The organism is Mangrovibacterium lignilyticum, from assembly GCF_010882175.1.
GTDB lineage: Bacteria > Bacteroidota > Bacteroidia > Bacteroidales > Prolixibacteraceae > Mangrovibacterium > Mangrovibacterium lignilyticum.
Genome location: NZ_WKLH01000003.1, coordinates 264153 through 280283, shown reverse-complemented (window position 1 = coordinate 280283; position 16131 = coordinate 264153). Strand labels below are relative to the sequence as shown.

14 protein-coding genes and 1 tRNA gene are annotated in these 16131 nt (G+C 42.3%); 4 read left to right on the top strand and 11 right to left on the bottom strand.

The window, feature by feature from the left end:
- Positions 1–172 precede the first annotated feature (172 nt).
- A complete protein-coding gene (locus GJV22_RS15460; RefSeq protein ID WP_163715763.1) occupies positions 173–766 on the bottom strand; it encodes an RNA polymerase sigma-70 factor in 594 nt (197 codons plus the stop codon).
- A 549-nt stretch (positions 767–1315) separates the two neighbouring features.
- On the opposite strand from GJV22_RS15460, the gene GJV22_RS22435 reads away from it, so the two are divergent.
- A complete protein-coding gene (locus tag GJV22_RS22435) occupies positions 1316–1480 on the top strand; it encodes a transposase (protein ID WP_394367553.1) in 165 nt (54 codons plus the stop codon).
- Between the two features lie 147 nt (positions 1481–1627).
- On the opposite strand, the gene GJV22_RS15450 is transcribed toward GJV22_RS22435, so the two are convergent.
- The 4 genes from GJV22_RS15450 to ileS form a co-directional block, all read right to left on the bottom strand.
- Positions 1628–1701: transfer RNA gene (locus GJV22_RS15450), tRNA-Ile, on the bottom strand.
- A gap of 109 nt (positions 1702–1810) precedes the next feature.
- Positions 1811–2476 carry a lipoprotein signal peptidase gene (locus tag GJV22_RS15445; RefSeq protein ID WP_163716976.1) on the bottom strand — a complete coding sequence of 222 codons (666 nt, stop codon included), beginning with the start codon at positions 2474–2476 and terminating at the stop codon, positions 1811–1813.
- A 72-nt stretch (positions 2477–2548) separates the two neighbouring features.
- Positions 2549–2926 (bottom strand): TraR/DksA family transcriptional regulator, encoded by a 378-nt coding sequence (locus tag GJV22_RS15440; protein ID WP_163715757.1) that lies wholly within the window; start codon positions 2924–2926, stop codon positions 2549–2551.
- 110 nt (positions 2927–3036) lie between these two features.
- A complete protein-coding gene (ileS, locus tag GJV22_RS15435) occupies positions 3037–6489 on the bottom strand; it encodes an isoleucine--tRNA ligase (protein WP_163715754.1) in 3453 nt (1150 codons plus the stop codon).
- Between the two features lie 553 nt (positions 6490–7042).
- Here ileS and GJV22_RS15430 point away from each other — a divergent pair.
- Positions 7043–7738, top strand: a complete 696-nt coding sequence (locus tag GJV22_RS15430; RefSeq protein ID WP_163715751.1) for a ComF family protein — start codon at positions 7043–7045, stop codon at positions 7736–7738.
- 181 nt (positions 7739–7919) lie between these two features.
- Here the strand turns inward: GJV22_RS15430 and GJV22_RS15425 are convergent, their stop codons facing one another.
- From GJV22_RS15425 to GJV22_RS15400, 6 genes are all read right to left on the bottom strand, one after another.
- Positions 7920–8603 carry an SIR2 family NAD-dependent protein deacylase gene (locus GJV22_RS15425; protein WP_163715748.1) on the bottom strand — a complete coding sequence of 228 codons (684 nt, stop codon included), beginning with the start codon at positions 8601–8603 and terminating at the stop codon, positions 7920–7922.
- An 87-nt stretch (positions 8604–8690) separates the two neighbouring features.
- Positions 8691–8951, bottom strand: a complete 261-nt coding sequence (locus GJV22_RS15420) for a putative signal transducing protein (RefSeq protein WP_163715745.1) — start codon at positions 8949–8951, stop codon at positions 8691–8693.
- Between the two features lie 243 nt (positions 8952–9194).
- The gene (locus GJV22_RS15415) at positions 9195–9653 is read right to left on the bottom strand and encodes a GNAT family N-acetyltransferase (protein WP_163715743.1); all 459 of its coding nucleotides are present in this window, start codon (positions 9651–9653) and stop codon (positions 9195–9197) included.
- 87 nt (positions 9654–9740) lie between these two features.
- Positions 9741–10112 carry a hypothetical protein gene (locus tag GJV22_RS15410; protein WP_163715740.1) on the bottom strand — a complete coding sequence of 124 codons (372 nt, stop codon included), beginning with the start codon at positions 10110–10112 and terminating at the stop codon, positions 9741–9743.
- Between the two features lie 162 nt (positions 10113–10274).
- A complete protein-coding gene (locus tag GJV22_RS15405) occupies positions 10275–12296 on the bottom strand; it encodes a DUF3857 and transglutaminase domain-containing protein (RefSeq protein ID WP_163715737.1) in 2022 nt (673 codons plus the stop codon).
- A 4-nt stretch (positions 12297–12300) separates the two neighbouring features.
- On the bottom strand, positions 12301–14154 hold the full coding sequence (locus GJV22_RS15400; RefSeq protein ID WP_163715734.1) for a DUF3857 domain-containing protein: 1854 nt from the start codon (positions 14152–14154) through the stop codon (positions 12301–12303).
- A gap of 358 nt (positions 14155–14512) precedes the next feature.
- On the opposite strand from GJV22_RS15400, the gene GJV22_RS15395 reads away from it, so the two are divergent.
- Positions 14513–15349 (top strand): RNA polymerase sigma factor, encoded by an 837-nt coding sequence (locus GJV22_RS15395; RefSeq protein WP_163715731.1) that lies wholly within the window; start codon positions 14513–14515, stop codon positions 15347–15349.
- Entirely contained in the window at positions 15249–15989 is a 741-nt protein-coding gene (locus GJV22_RS15390) for a RagB/SusD family nutrient uptake outer membrane protein (RefSeq protein WP_163715728.1), read from the top strand. The genes GJV22_RS15395 and GJV22_RS15390 overlap by 101 nt, the downstream gene beginning before the upstream one ends.
- Positions 15990–16131 lie beyond the last annotated feature (142 nt).

Below are 16131 nucleotides of genomic sequence, written 5' to 3'. Positions count from 1 at the left end.
TTGCATGCCGTTTTGAATACTTTTTGCTCTAAAGACGGCCATTTTACAAGAAGGTTAACAGGGAAAAGTATTTTTTTTCAAAAGAACATAAAAAAAGGGGGGGGGCGTCCGGAATAAAACCGATAAATACCAAAGAGAAGATTGAAAAAATGGGGCTATTGAATTGCCGACCTTATTTTTTCCAACGCAGGTTAACGGAACGGAAGAAAGAAAACAAAGACAAGCTCTCTCGCAAACCACCCAGGTTTTCTTTCAGGTATTTGCGCGCTCTAAACATCTGAACCTTTACGGCACTGACAGATATATTCAACTCGCTTGCGATATCCTGGTATTTCAGATCCTGGAAAACAGCCAACTGATATACCTGCTTGCATTGCTCCGGCAATTCTTCGATTGTTTTTTTGATCAAGGCTTCGCTTTTAGCATCTAAAACCACATCCGTAGCATCTGAAACAGACTGTGCCTCAAACAACTTCCGTTTATTTTTATCTTCGATTTGAAGGGACCGAAGATGATCGATACAGCGGTTTTTGACCATGAGGAATAGGTAGGATTTCAGCGATCGGTCAATATTCACCTGCGGCATTTCCCAAAGCTTTATAAAAACTTCCTGAATAACATCTTCAGTTTCCTGCGGATCAAACAGGTAAGTCTCGGCAAAACGAAACAGGCTGGCATGATAACAGGCAAACAGCTGCCCAAAGACTAGACTATTCTTATCCTGAAGCCCTTTGATGAATATTTTTTCCTGTTTATCCCGATCCATTTTCCCCTTTCAAACGATGCTGAACCCAAACAGCGTTCGATATTACAAAAAAATGAAGAAAACATGAATCAACAAGTAACGATTCTTGCATAAAAAATAACAATCCAGAACAATTCATTAACACAAAGCTTCGTTTTCTAACCGACTGACATAAAATGAAGTACCCATCCCTCCTGCCTTGCTGCTGAACCGCACTTTAATCGGGACAGAGAGCAGAGTTGATTAACGATTGTCGAGTGATTCTTGCACCCCAACTCAGATTGCCACGTTCCGATGCGCTTCATTCGCAAGGACGGAGCACAATTCAACCCCAGCAAACGCAAAGGGGCTTGATGCTTTGCAAAATACAGTAGAAACTGGCAGCATTAACCCCATTATTTAACTCTTGGTTCATTGGGATGAACGAAACGACAAAAGTATACGCCGGAGGGAGCAAAGCATTGTAAAACAATGGCTTTATTGCACTCCACCCCAGGGAAAGTGCCCCTTCTGATTCTGCGGTGTTCCTCGAAAATCTTTTCGAATGATCCATGAATCCGAATTTAAGACATTCAATACATCGCTGCAAGCGTACACATGAATGCCTCTGAGATCCTGAACTTTTTTGATAACCGAAATACCAACGCTTCGATGGAATCTCTCAATACCAAATCAGAAGACTTCAGGGCGTCACAAAGAGGAGTGAATGATAACACTTTCTCCTATATCGGGTAGCTAAGAGTTGTGCCTATAAATGAAAATCCCACAAGTTTTTGAAGCGATCCCAACTTTTCCGATTGGTCCAAAATATTCTCAGTGCAAATTGAGTGCAAACAAAAAAGAGCTACAAGCAAAATCTGCTGTAACTCTTTGATAATTAAGTGGGCCCACCTGGGCTTGAACCAGGGACTCCCTGATTATGAGTCAGGTGCTCTAACCAACTGAGCTATAGGCCCTAAAAATTGTATCGGGTATGATAGATAATCCCTAATTTTCGGATTGCAAGTTTACGATATTCAGACTAAAAACACAAGCAAAAAATCAAAATTCAAATTGTCTCGTTGATTATGCTTCTCCGCCAACTTCTGAGGCTTCCTCATTGTTACCTTTTTTCTTCTCCTGATCCAGGCGGCTGAAAAGGCGCCAGTAAAAGATAATCACGCTGAAAATACCAACAGTGATGGCTGAATCGGCTACATTAAACACGGGACGGAAGAACAAAAAGTCCTGACCTCCAATACCGGGGATCCATGATGGATATCTACCGGAAAGAAGCGGGAAATAGAACATATCAACGACTTTTCCGTGGAGGAACGACGCATAGCCGCCGCCATCGGGAAAAAGCTGTGCTACCTTTCCATAACTGTCGCTAAAAATCACCCCGTAAAAAGCACTGTCGATTATATTGCCGACGGCACCGGCAAATATTAGTGCAACACAAGCAATAAATCCCATCGGGATATCATCCCGCTTGGCTAATTTCAGCATGTACCACGCAATACCGACTACCGCAATAATGCGAAATAAACTGAGGAAGATCTTCCCGTATTCTCCGGCAAATTCGAAACCGAAAGCCATTCCGTTATTTTCAACAAAATGGATTATAAACCAATTTCCGATGACAGAAAATTCCTGCCCTAGGAACATATTAGTCTTGATCCAGAACTTTAAAACCTGGTCAATTACAAGCACCGAAACGATGATCAGAACCGACTTTTGAAGTTTTGACATGATACTTACATTCATAAAAAAAAGATTGGGAGTTAATTTCTCCCAATCGTATGCTTTTACTGCCTCGCAGAATTACTTCTGACTGTTTTTGGCATCGATACTCAAAGTTGCATGAGGTACAGCTCTCAGTCGTTCTTTCGAGATCAATTTTCCGGTTTCCCGGCAAACGCCATAAGTCTTGTTTTCAATTCGAATTAATGCAGCCTGCAGGTGCTGTATAAATTTCAATTGGCGTTGAGCGAGTTTCCCTGCTTCTTCTTTTGACAATGTAGCAGCTCCTTCTTCCAACACCTTAAAGGTTGGTGAGGTGTCTTGCGTGTCATTGCCGTCGCTGTGTGTAATGGAATTTTTATACAACTCATAATCTTTTTGAGCTTTTGCAAGCTTCCCTAAGATGAGCTCTTTAAATTCCAAAAGTTCAGCATCCGAATATCTTGTCTTTTCAGCCATACCAAAAATTTTTAGTTCGTTAGTTCGTACCAAATGATCTCTCATTCGGTTCCTAAATTATAAAATATATTTGATATCCGACTGCCCTGCAAGCTTGCCAAACAGCCGATTTATCCCTTTTTTTCAACAAAAACACGCGCTTCAACATTCTGATCAATTTCAACCAACTGGCCCATACCATTTTCCATCGAATCAACCAAGGTCAAATCAGCCGACAGTGTTTGACTACTTATGTAATCTTTGTAGTTTGAAACCGCTTGATTATAAAAATCATTTTTTTCAATTTTCAATGAAATACGGTCGGTCACTTCAAAATTACTGTCCTTACGGATGTTTTGGATCTTATTGATAAACTCGCGTGCAATTCCTTCCTGCTTCAGCTCTTCACTGATATTAATGTCCAGTGCAATGGTCAACTCTCCTTCCGAAGAAACCAACCAGCCCGGAATATCTTCCGTTGTAATTTCAACATCAGCCGTCGTCAACTCAACCTCCTGATCATTTACAGTCAACTTAAAGCTGTCGCTTTTTTCAAGGGTTGAAATATCGGCTTGCGAAAATTGAGCAACAGAAGCAGCAATTTGCTTCATGATCTTCCCGTACTTTGGACCGAGGGTCTTAAAGTTCGGTTTGATTTTCTTTTTAATAATACCCGCAGTGTCAGTCAGGTATTCCACCTCTTTCACATTTACTTCGGACAGAATGATTCCTTCTACTGCTTCAAACTGTTCTTTAAAACGGCCGTTCAGCACCGGAACCATAATTTTGGCCAGCGGCTGACGCACTTTCAGTTTCTCCTTGCGGCGTAATCCCAAAATCATCGACGAAGCCCGCTGGGCAATGTCCATCTTCTGTTCCAGATCTTTATCAATCAAGCTTTCGTCTGCTGTTGGGAATTCGGCCAGGTGCACACTTTGATCGGTTTCTTTACCGGTCAACTTATTTAGGTCGGTAAACAACAAATCGGAATAGAAAGGCGCCAATGGGGCTGACAACTTGGCCACCGTTACCAAACAGGTATACAAGGTTTGGTAAGCTGAAATCTTATCAGCATCGTATTCGCCACCCCAGTAACGTTTGCGGCTCAAACGAACGAACCAGTTACTTAGGTTTTCATTCACAAACTCAGAAATGGCGCGTCCGGCGCGTGTTGGCTCATAATTCTCCAGACTCTCACCCACTTCTTTAATCAAGGAGTTTAGTAACGAAATCACCCAACGATCAATCTCCGGACGTCCTTCAACCGGGATCTCCTCTTCCTTGTAACAGAAGCCATCGACATTGGCGTACAGTGCAAAGAAGTTATAGGTATTATATAATGTTCCGAAGAATTTACGACGTACTTCATCCACCCCACCCTCGTCAAACTTCAAGTTATCCCAGGGTTGAGAATTCGTGAGCATGTACCAGCGTAACGGATCGGAACCATATTTCTCGATGGTTTCGAACGGATCGACAGCGTTGCCGAGACGTTTCGACATTTTATTGCCGTTTTTGTCAAGCACCAGACCATTCGAAATGATGTTTCGGAAAGCTACCGAGTCATCAATCATGGTGGCAATAGCGTGCAAGGTGAAGAACCAACCACGGGTTTGGTCAACCCCTTCAGCAATAAAGTCGGCCGGGAATACTCCGCGTCCTTTCTCCGGTTGATATTTAGCTTTGTTCTCGAACGGATAATGGTTTTGCGCGTAAGGCATGGCACCTGAGTCGAACCAAACATCAATCAGATCCGGCTCACGGAACATTTTCTCGCCATTATCAGCCACCAACACAATGTCGTCAACATACGGACGGTGCAGGTCTATTTTATCGTAATTTGAATCTTCAAACTCACCGGGAACAAATCCTTCATAGGGATTTTTAGTCATGAATCCGGCTGCTACGGCTTTTTCGATTTCGCCATACAAATCCTCAACCGAACCAAAACATTTTGTTTGTGTGCCGTCTTCTGTTCGCCAGATTGGTAACGGAGTTCCCCAAAACCGTGAACGGCTAAGGTTCCAGTCAACCAGATTTTCCAACCAGTTACCAAAACGTCCAACACCTGTTGATTGCGGTTTCCAGTTGATGGTATTATTCAGAGCAATCAATTTATCTTTCACAGCCGTTGTGCGCACAAACCAGCTATCGAGCGGATAGTACAACACCGGCTTGTCAGTCCGCCAGCAATGCGGATAACTGTGGACATGCTTTTCTACTTTGAAAGCTTTGCTCTCCTTCTTCAACATCACCGAGATATCCACATCTACCGTGTTGTCGTCATCCGTCAAACCCTCATCGTAGGCATTTTTCACAAAGCGACCACTGAACTCAGCATAGCTTGCTGTGTTAACGTTGCTTGCGACAAAGGCATCATCCATTTTTTCAATTTGGAAGAAACGCCCGGTCTTGTCAACCAATGGCTGATTCTTACCGTCCTTGTCGATCACCAACAAAGGAGCAATACCGCTTTGCTTAGCTACCCGGTCATCATCGGCACCAAACGTAGGCGCAATGTGAACAATACCGGTACCATCTTCAGTGGTTACAAAATCACCTGTGATTACACGGAACGCATCGCCATCCGGTTTCACCCAGCCGATAAGCTGCTCGTAGTTTACACCAGTCAATTCTTCACCGGTGTATTCAGCCAGTACTTCGTAGGGTATTTTCTTGTCACCGGCTTTGTAATCTTCAAAATCCAGCTCTGTATTTTTAGGGTCGAAATGACTGTACAATAAGTCACGTGCCAAAATCACTGTCATTGGTTCGCCGGTGTACGGGTTGAATGACTTCACCTTCACATAGGTGATTTTTGGTCCAACACAAAGCGCCGTGTTTGATGGCAAAGTCCAGGGCGTGGTCGTCCAGGCCATGAAATAAAGCGGACTGTCAACACCATCATACAAAAACTCAGACTTCTCGTCGCGGATAACCGAAAACTGAGCAACAGCTGTAGTGTCTTTTACATCGCGGTAACAACCCGGTTGGTTCAACTCGTGCGAGCTCAATCCTGTTCCGGCCGCCGGAGAGTAGGGCTGAATCGTGTATCCTTTGTACAACAATCCTTTGTCGAACAACTGTTTCAACAACCACCAAACCGACTCAATGTAACGGTTATCGTAAGTGATGTACGGATTATCCATATTCACCCAATATCCCATTTGGCGAGTCAGCTGCTCCCACTCTTTGGTGTATTTCATCACCTCGCGGCGACAAGCAGCATTATATTCCTCAACGGTTATCTTCGAACCAATATCTTCTTTGGTAATGCCGAGCGATTTTTCAACACTCAGCTCAACAGGCAAACCATGGGTGTCCCATCCGGCTTTGCGGTGAACACGAAAACCTTTCATGGTTTTGTAACGGCAAAATGTATCCTTGATAGCACGGGCCATCACGTGGTGAATCCCCGGCATTCCGTTCGCGGAGGGCGGACCTTCATAAAAAACAAAAGTCGGGTTTCCTTCCCGAGTTGAAATACTTTTATGAAATGTATCTTCTTCTTCCCAACTCTTTAGTACATCTTTATTGATTTGGGAAAGATCTAATTGCTTGTATTCGCGGAATTTATCGCTCATCAGAATCCTATTTTGGCCTATTTTTAAAAAGTTTACAAATATATGAATTTTTTAAGTACAGCAGCCTGATTATATGAATGGATGAATGCATTTAACGCTGGGGAAAACTTCACCCAAATCACAAGTATTGCCCAGACTAAAAATCTACCAAACAAATAAAAAAGGTTGCCGGGAAAAGCAACCTTTCGGGAATAATTCGTTACGGGAAAGGGTGAAGGAAAAACGAATAAACCTGCAGACAGGCAGACCTACTCATCTGGGTGTTCAACAAGGTTGATAAATTCCTATGAATAAAAAAACATGCTCAATTGTGATTACTTAAAAACGTTACCAACTTGTTGACGAGATAAATTTAAACACAATACCTGAGGATCGTCTTATCTTTAAATTATGAGACTATCAACCATTTGTTAATTATCCGGGGTCCAATATTAGCTGACTTTTAAGGACAAACAAATGCAAGCGACAGAAAGCTGACCTAATGCGCAGATACCAAGAAACCGCTTGTCCTATGAATTTTTTTCGTAACTTATGGTTAACAAAACCAAGGACGATGTTCCCAATCAAAGAAGGCGTTCAACAATTCATCGAGCTTGTCTTTCCTCGTAGTTGCGTGGTCTGTAAACAAAAACTGATTCAAAGCGAACGGTATATTTGTCTCAGGTGCCTGCTTCACATGCCCAAAACAAACCACTACAAGCTTATCGACAACCCGATGGAACGCCTGTTTTACGGACGTGTACAAATTGAACGGGCTTGTGCCTTTTTCGAGTTCAAAAAAGGAAGTAACTACCAGCAGATCTTGCACGAACTAAAGTACCGCGGACAAAAAGAACTGGGAGAATATTTCGGGAAACAATTTGGTACAAGCCTGCTCAAAGACGAACAAGTCAGCTCGGCGGACTACCTTTGTCCTGTTCCGCTTCACCCTCAAAAAGAACGCAAACGGGGCTATAACCAAAGTTATCACCTGGCACTTGGATTGTCGCAATCGCTGAATATTTCGGTTGAAAGTAGCAACCTGTACCGAAGCCGTTTCACATCGACACAAACCCTAAAGTCACGTTGGGAACGTTGGCAAAATGTCGAAGGAATTTTCGATCTGGCAGATCCCGCAATCTTCGAAAACAAACATGTGATATTGGTTGACGATGTCGTGACAACCGGCGCCACACTTGAAGCCTGTGCTGCAACCATTCAAAGCAAATGCAACGCGAAAATTAGCGTGGTAACTTTAGCGATTGCCTGACCCTTCTACTCTTCGTCCTCTTCATAAATAACTGATCCGCGCGAAACAGATTGAACGGAGAAATACCCTAAGCACCATTGACAAAATCGGAATATCCCGAGGTTATTGCTCATGAGAATAAAAGCCATGGTAAGGTTTTCTGAATCAATGTCAATTTTAGCTTGTTTTCATATTCTCTGTTTTATAGACTGCCAAGCAACTCTTTCAGTCGAAGCATTCCGGCGCCTGCTTTCTCTTCAATAAACGTTACCCCTCGCATCGAAAGCGGCGGACGCTCGGGATCAATGACAAAAACCGGACAATTGGAAGCCGTATAATGCACCAGACCGGCTGCCGGATAAACATTAAGGGAAGTACCGATCACGACAAAAATATCAGCTGTCGAAGCAATCTCAGCCGCCTCATCCATGGCAGGAACTGCTTCACCAAACCATACGATGTGCGGTCTCAACTGACTACCTTTCGGACAGGTATCACCCAGCTTCAATTCCCAGCCATCCAAATCAAAAATTAACTCCGGATCAACAGAGCTCCGGACTTTTTTCAATTCGCCATGTAAATGCAGAACCTTCGAACTTCCAGCTCGTTCGTGCAGGTCGTCCACATTCTGCGTAATTATATGAACATCGAAATCATTCTCCAGATCAGCCAGTAAGCGATGTCCCTGATTGGGTTCACAATCTACTAACTGCCGTCTTCGATCGTTGTAAAAACGATTCACCAATTCCGGATTTCTTTGCCAGGCTTCGGGGGTGGCCACATCCATTACATCGTACTCTTCCCACAATCCGCCCATATCGCGGAAAGTTCGCAAGCCACTCTCCTGGCTCATACCGGCACCTGACAAAACAACGATCTTTTTCATGCTTCCTTTTTGACCAAAGTTAAACAGACAAGGCCGGAAATCCGGCCTTGTTCTTATCTTTTTCAAAAAAAATTTATCTTTAAAAATCTAATTCTCCTGCAAATTCTTTCTGAATTTCTCCACAATATCACGCGCCTCGTCTAAATCTCTGTTAGCAACAATAACCTTTACCGCACCGACACCCCCCGGGTCAGTCCACCAAGGGTTCAAAGTCCCCATAATATCATCTTTAAGAAAGGAGTAAATCTGGGCATCATCTAGCATACTTTTCAACATGGAAGCTTGAAGATTTGTACCAGCAAAGACTTCTACGGGCAAAATTTCCCGATCAGGATGTTTTGGTTTCATAGTTCTTCGGATTAAATTCAGTAATTGCCTTCAATTTATAATAATTCAAACATAAGTTGAATTACTTATGCTCTATAAAATACTGCTTTTGAGCATCTCTCGATGCAACATTCGACTAGCAAAAAAAAGTCAGGATCCGAACAGTTAGTTCATTTTTAAATAACTAAACCATTATAAGAAGCAGATCATAATTGTTTTAAGATGCATGCCGACTACAGCTTTCTCACCCGAAATAACGAAGAACTATATCGAAGAAAATTCTTTTTTGAAACAATGACTGTGCGGAAGACCAACATAGGGACCATAGTTCGGAATTGAAATGTAACCGCTTTTTTGGTACAGCCCAATTGCCTCTCTTTGCAATTCTCCGGTTTCAAGAACTGCTGCTGAGTAGCCTAATTCGGCCGCCCATTTTTCGAGCTCTGCCAAAACCATTTTAGAAATACCTTTCCCCCTGAATTCGCGCAAAACAAACATGCGCTTTAACTCGACAATAGTCGGACTGAAAAATTTGAAACACCCGCAACCGACAGGCTTTTGACCATCAAACGCAACAACGACGTTCGCAATATTATCAACAATATTGTACTGGTTATAGATATCCTGGTCGAATTCGTAGTTTCCCCGCAATTCCCGATCGAGCTCTGGAATCAATTGCCGAAATGCCGGACTGGAACTATCTGTTCGGTCAATGCTAATCATTTGAATGAAAATTTTTCTGTGAAATAATGCATTAGAACCGGGAGTTCATCGAATCTCCCCGGAAAATAACGATGAAATTTGTAGACATCAAGACAGAATCCATTCCAATGCTGCTTCAACCGTACTGAAAGGTTTTGACATATAGCCATTATCTCTCGTTTCAACTAACATCGGAATTACGATATCCCTTGGATTCGTAGAAATGATCGCAATTTTAGTTCCTCCAAAGACTTCAACATGTTCCCAATAAAAATCAGCGATAGCTTCATAACTATCTACCTTCACCTGTAATGAGGCTTCCCGGTAATCCAAAACAAACCCCACCGTTTCTTTTGGTATTAAATTGTTTGCAATAGCATACTCCCACGAAGACCTAATATCTTCCAGCGTAATATTACCCGCGTATAACTTAAATACTGTTTTGCGTGAACTATCCCAATGGTATTTAAATTTATTCATGCCTAAGTTCTGTTTTGCAGTTCGTTAGTTTTCGCTTTACATTGAATCACTCTAAGCAAGATATGGATAAATATGGAATTGCCAATTATAATATTTGCAGCAATCAACCGCCCACCAATCTGTTCGTAGAATGCCTTCAATGAACACATTGCCATGATTTGACTATTGAACATCTTTGGTCTCAGTGGTAGAAGCGGAAGCCTTGGCACCTCCTGGAACAAGCACAATCTTATCCTTGCCTTTTTTCACGATCTCATTAAAATACATTTTCAACCGAGAATAGTCCTTCGCTTCGTAGACCGGCTTTTTAAACCCGTAACTAAAATTGATCGTTAACTGATTTTCCTGCCGCAAAACCTGATAACTCAGGCTGAATAATTCATTGTTTATATTTTTCTCTTCAGGAAGATATTCCGGCTCATAGCCCTCCGGCAGGTTAAAAGTCGTTTTATACAATTTCAATTTCGGGAAAATCATATCAATCGGGTAGCTACGGGATTTCTGTTTCAGCGGATTGTCTGAAATCGTTTGGCCAAGAAACGGATTAAGATAGATTTTACCGTTGATGACCTCCATCTTGCCCAATTGCTTACACTCCACAATGAATGGCTTTTTCTTATTCGTTAAGTTTTCAATTTTTATACTCGATGGGTCAAACTCAAACGACTCCAAACCGAATGCCTTTTCTATTTCGTCATTATCTTCGCCAAATGCTTTTCGGTTTTGCAAGGCATCGTACTCTGTTGATGATTGTTTGAGGTGAGCCACCAGGTTAAAATCGTCGCCCGCTGACAGTGTATATTCATTGCTGGTCATCGAAGGAACATTATTTTCAAGCCCTATCCAACGAATTTTTTCACTATCAATCACCAAACCTCTATCATTTATGCAGCGAACCGGAATTCGGCTATTGAGGCACAAAGGATCTGTTGCATCCGTTAAAAATATTTTCCCGTCAACCCGCACCAAAATCAAAACATAGTTGAAAAAACTGCTGAACGGGTAGTCTGTCTTAATTTTTCCGTGATTGCGCGTACTCGTAATTACCGGGTAAGCCTCAATCCCTACCGCCCGAAGAAAGCCGACAGTCAATAGGTTCAAATCCGCACAATTCCCCAATTTCTCATCTACCACTTTCGATGGAGACTTTGATGCATATTTATCAAAATGCCTGTTCCAACCAAAATTCAACTTCACATAATCTATCACAGCATCCATTCGGACGCTCTCATTCTTTTGCGCCAATTCCTTCACAGGAAGTATTTTAGCGGCCACCTTTTCACTTTTATCAATATACTTCCCAAAATCCGTGTGTTTACCCAACTCCTTGACCAATTCCTCCCATGTGGTCATGATCTTTTGTTGTCCTCCGGTTGCCAGATTTACTTGTGACAGTTGAAAATCGAGTTTGATAATGTAATCATCAACCGAAGTAATAAACTCCTCATCATTAAACGCCGGGACATTCTCCATTCCAAATTTGTAGACAAGATCGCTATAGGTAGCCGTGCCAAAAGCAGATGCCCACGGAAGATTGTGCTTGTTCTTATAATCTTCGTATGAATCGAAAATATCAAACCGACTCGCTCCCTGTAATAAATAAGTGTACGTGTAGAAAGGAATCATTCTGGCAATGTACTCACTGTAGATGACTGGAATTTTCCACTGAAACTCCCAGTCTCTCAGATTGAATTTGTATTGCGATTCAAGCTTGTAGCGATATTCAACAATGGAGCCCGGCTTTACATTGGGCATCGCGAATTTCTTTACTGTCCAATAGTCGTTTATTGCCTCGTTATAAGTGTTCGAAAGATCCAAAGCCGTCCGCGTCAACACCCCGTTTTCAAGATTATAAGTGTATGCTTCCAAATCGTAAATACGCTCGTAGATCCCCTCATACTGGTAAAATGGAATTTCGAATTCGGCCCATTTCACACCAGCTTCATTCAGTACTTTTACTCTTGTTGACCGTTCAAAGATGACGTTAAAACGGTGATCTGACTCCTGAAAGTACGATTTACCGAAATCAAACATGACCACAGCTTCAGCATCTTTATCCTCAGAATAAACATTCATCTCGAGGTCGTCTTTACCAACAATACCAAATTCACGGGAATACGTTTGAGCAAAAGCGGCGTACCCGGCACTGAAAATTAGGAGCAGTAAAAAGATAAAATTTTTCATTCGCTTAGGCTTTTTTAGTCAATATGAGCAACGGGGAGTTTTCAACTGTCTTCACCTCCTTTATAAAGGAATAAAATGCAGGGTATGCCTCCAGTGAATGAGTCCCCGGGTAGATTGTCAGTTGTTTACAAACAACAACCTGATTACCTGACTTATCAAACTGAATTGTGTAAGTACCAAATGTTGTCTCAAGCACCTTCACTTCAGGCAATGCATCTACTTGATAGCCTTCCCCTATAGCATAAGTCACGGTGTCGTATCTACAAACCGGATCATCAATCTGAACAGGAAATTGTCGTTCTTCCGGTTTCTCAAAGTCGGGAACATTGATTGGGATATTACTGACCAGAATTTCGTTCCCGTAGGTTTTATATAAATGATGGTTAACGGTTTCATATTCCACCTCGATCCGGCAGGTATCCCTGCCCAAATTGCGTATGGAATAATCCTGCAACTCAAAACCATCTTCCAATAAATAATTTCGGAAAATACGATCTTGATCTGCCTGGCTGTATGAACTGTCCAACTGCCTGAACTTTTCGAACAAATCTCCTTTATAATTTCCTGAAAAACTGACAGCGGAACTACCCTTCTCCGGAAACCCCACACAAATAGTCCGGCTTTCAGCAACATCGGCAAGTTGCATCGCGGGAGTTTTTTCAAAGTGACTATTCCCCTGCTCAACCACAAATGCATAACGGTTCTGGGTAAAAGTTCCCAGATAATTGAACGGACCATCGCTCGTACAATCCAACCAAAGCGTATCTTTTTCCAAAGGAACCATCAAAATAACATGATTGAATTGTTGCGAAGGGAAAGACTGATCAATCGGACGGCAAGGATTGCCTGCGTAAATTTTCACATAATAGGATTTGATACCAATCACGTCCAAAACCGACTTGAAATAATTGCTCAGCGCCTTGCAGTCGCCATATTTATTTTCGGCTACATAGCTCGCGGGATGAGGTTTCATTCCTCCTGTTTCAATTGAAATATTAACGTACCGTGTGGCATCCTGCATATCATGATAAAGAACTTTCACCTTTTGACGCTCGTCGGTGATTCCATCCGTTAAGCGATGAATATGCTGTTTCTCCCACTCCGGCAACTCATTCAATTGCTTTAGTATATCGACTTGCCAATCTCCGTATTCCACCCAACTCTCAAAAGATCCTCTTTTTTGAAAATTGAATTCTTTCGGAACGACTTTCAGACAAGGTACAATTTGTGAAAGATCAGGGGCAAAATTCTCCGCCTCAGCCAAGACATTATAAGTCGCTTTCCAGATGTATTGCGTCGTTTTTCCTGAAGACTCTATTTCCGGCTCCTCTATATCATGAGCACTATATTTCAGCTTATAATCAATCGGTATATTGACAGTCAGTGTCGCTTCATGCGTTGGAATCTGCATATCGAGAACCGGAATCCAATAATCCAGAAAAAGAAATTCAGTTACTTTCCGTTCGTAGGAATACTCAACAATATAAGGATAACGATTATGCTTTAGCGTAAATTCCGTAACACGGTTGTCATCATAAAAAGAAATATCTGAAATCGCACTGTGTTCTTTGATTTCCGCATTGCTCAGTTTTCGGATTACCTGTCCGGAAATCGTTTCCAGATGTGCTTCAAGCTTACTAATCTTACTAATATCGGAATGTTCAATCCGAATCCTGCCGTATTTTTCACCGGCCCGGTTATTAATTTGAATCCGATATGTAGATGTTTTTATCAACTTGCTACCAAACACCTCCACAACATCGTGTTGACTTATCAACTCAGCGTCAGAGCCTTTAGCATCGAAACGATTTAACATCAGTACACAAAGCACAAACAAAGTTAGTTTTAAGCCAGTCATTCTCGGGTTATTTTTTATCTCCTTTTCCGATCTCTCAAAACATAATTCAAATTCACGAATTGCACACATTCCGGAATCAGTCGAAACATATTTTACACCGTCCATTCCACAAATCCTCATTTCCGGTTCCAAAAAATACAAAACTTTACTTAATTATTATCCTTTTAGCTATAATTTGTACTGATTATAAAAAAGCCGACAAAAAATCAGCTTGATCGGTTTATCAACTCTTGAATTACGCCAGGATGCAAAAGAATTGTAATCAAAACTTCGTCGCTATTTAATGCTTTTGCAGGGACTTTGGAACAGGCGATTTCTACATCTACAACTCAGTAATGTCAATTCACTACTTGCAGTTTTGAGCCCAGAAAAGAAACTTGAACTAATTAACTTGATCCGGCAAAACAACAGCAAGGCGTTAAATCAACTGGTGGATTCGAGCTGGGAAAAATTGTATGCCTACGCCTTCAAACTAACCTCAGACCGGGAACTGTCCCAATCTATCATCCAAACCATTTTCATCGATTTATGGGACAAACGCCAAAAACTGGAAATCGCCATTCAAAGTAATTATATAGACACGCTGATTACCGGTGTGGAAGCGATCATCCCCGATTTAGCAGCTCTGAGTGAGAACTCAACCTACAATGGACGCTTTACCAAGGAAGCCGCCTATGCCATCCTGTCCGAGATGTACATGAACCGTGCAGTCTTCCTGAATCGTTACAACGATTCTTCAGACTTCAATTTTACAGAAGCATCGGTAAACAATAGCAGCAAAACCGATATGGATATGGTTATTGAATATACATCGATGCTGATAAGCTCTCCGAAATTTGAGCTGGCACCACAGTTCTTTGATAACTTTGGGATTGACAACAACGATGGCCCTGAATTGATTTTTGTTGCACCGCAAAATGTTAACGACGGCTCGGTGACCGGTCAAAACGATTTTGTTTACATGCCAATGGAACGTGCGCAACATGAATCGGAATCAGGAATGCGGGGAACAAATGCGACTTGTACGACCCCTGAATATTATGCCACCTGGAGTGAAAACACCGACGATCCCCGCTTCGAACAAAAGTATCAATATGCCGACGGAACCTGGTTTTACAACAACCAAGCACAGGACATTGCCGAGTACCCTCGACGCCGTTCCTGGAACAGATGGTTTGCCGTGGTTCCACTTTAACCGTGGTTTCCAGGTGGGGCAACAATTCGGCCCAACCTACGATACCAGCAACAAATTTGTTCGCGAAACCATCGCCGGCGTAACCTACATCAAAGTGACAGCACTCGAAACCGACAAAAACGATCACATGTTGGAATTCACGCCCGAGCTGGACTTTTCATCCGGAACGATTCTCCCTCAGGATAAAGTTCATCAAGGTGTCCGTATTTTCAAATTTGAGTTCGACCCGATTAACGGGAGCAACGGTACTTCCCGTGTCGATATTCCAATTTTCCGTCTGGGATATATGTACACGCTTCGGGCAGAAGCCTATTTCAGAAGCGGGGAAACAACCAACGCTTTGGCCGATATCAACATCATTCGCACCAGCCGTAACCGGATACAACCCGCCGACGAAGGTGGCAATATCTCCGGTCAAGCAATTTCGCTTAGCGACTTGACAGAAACTAGACTTTACAATGAAATATCGTATGAGAACTACTGGGAGATGAAACGACGTCCACAGATGATCCGATTTGGAACATTTGAGGACGCTTATGCCGGTAAAGCACAATCAGAAGTTTACCGCCGTATTTATCCGATCGCTCAGAATGTGATTGATGTTAGTGGTGACATCTTCATCCAAAATAAGGATTATTAAGCAGGTGGTTGAATCACGGAGACAGAAATTCATTGACTTCAATAATGATTAGGACTAAGAGGCTGCCCCCAAAGCAGTCTCTTTTTTGTAGGCAATAGTCCGTTCAGGAACGACTTTACGCTTGCAAAATCCAGGCAGTTCC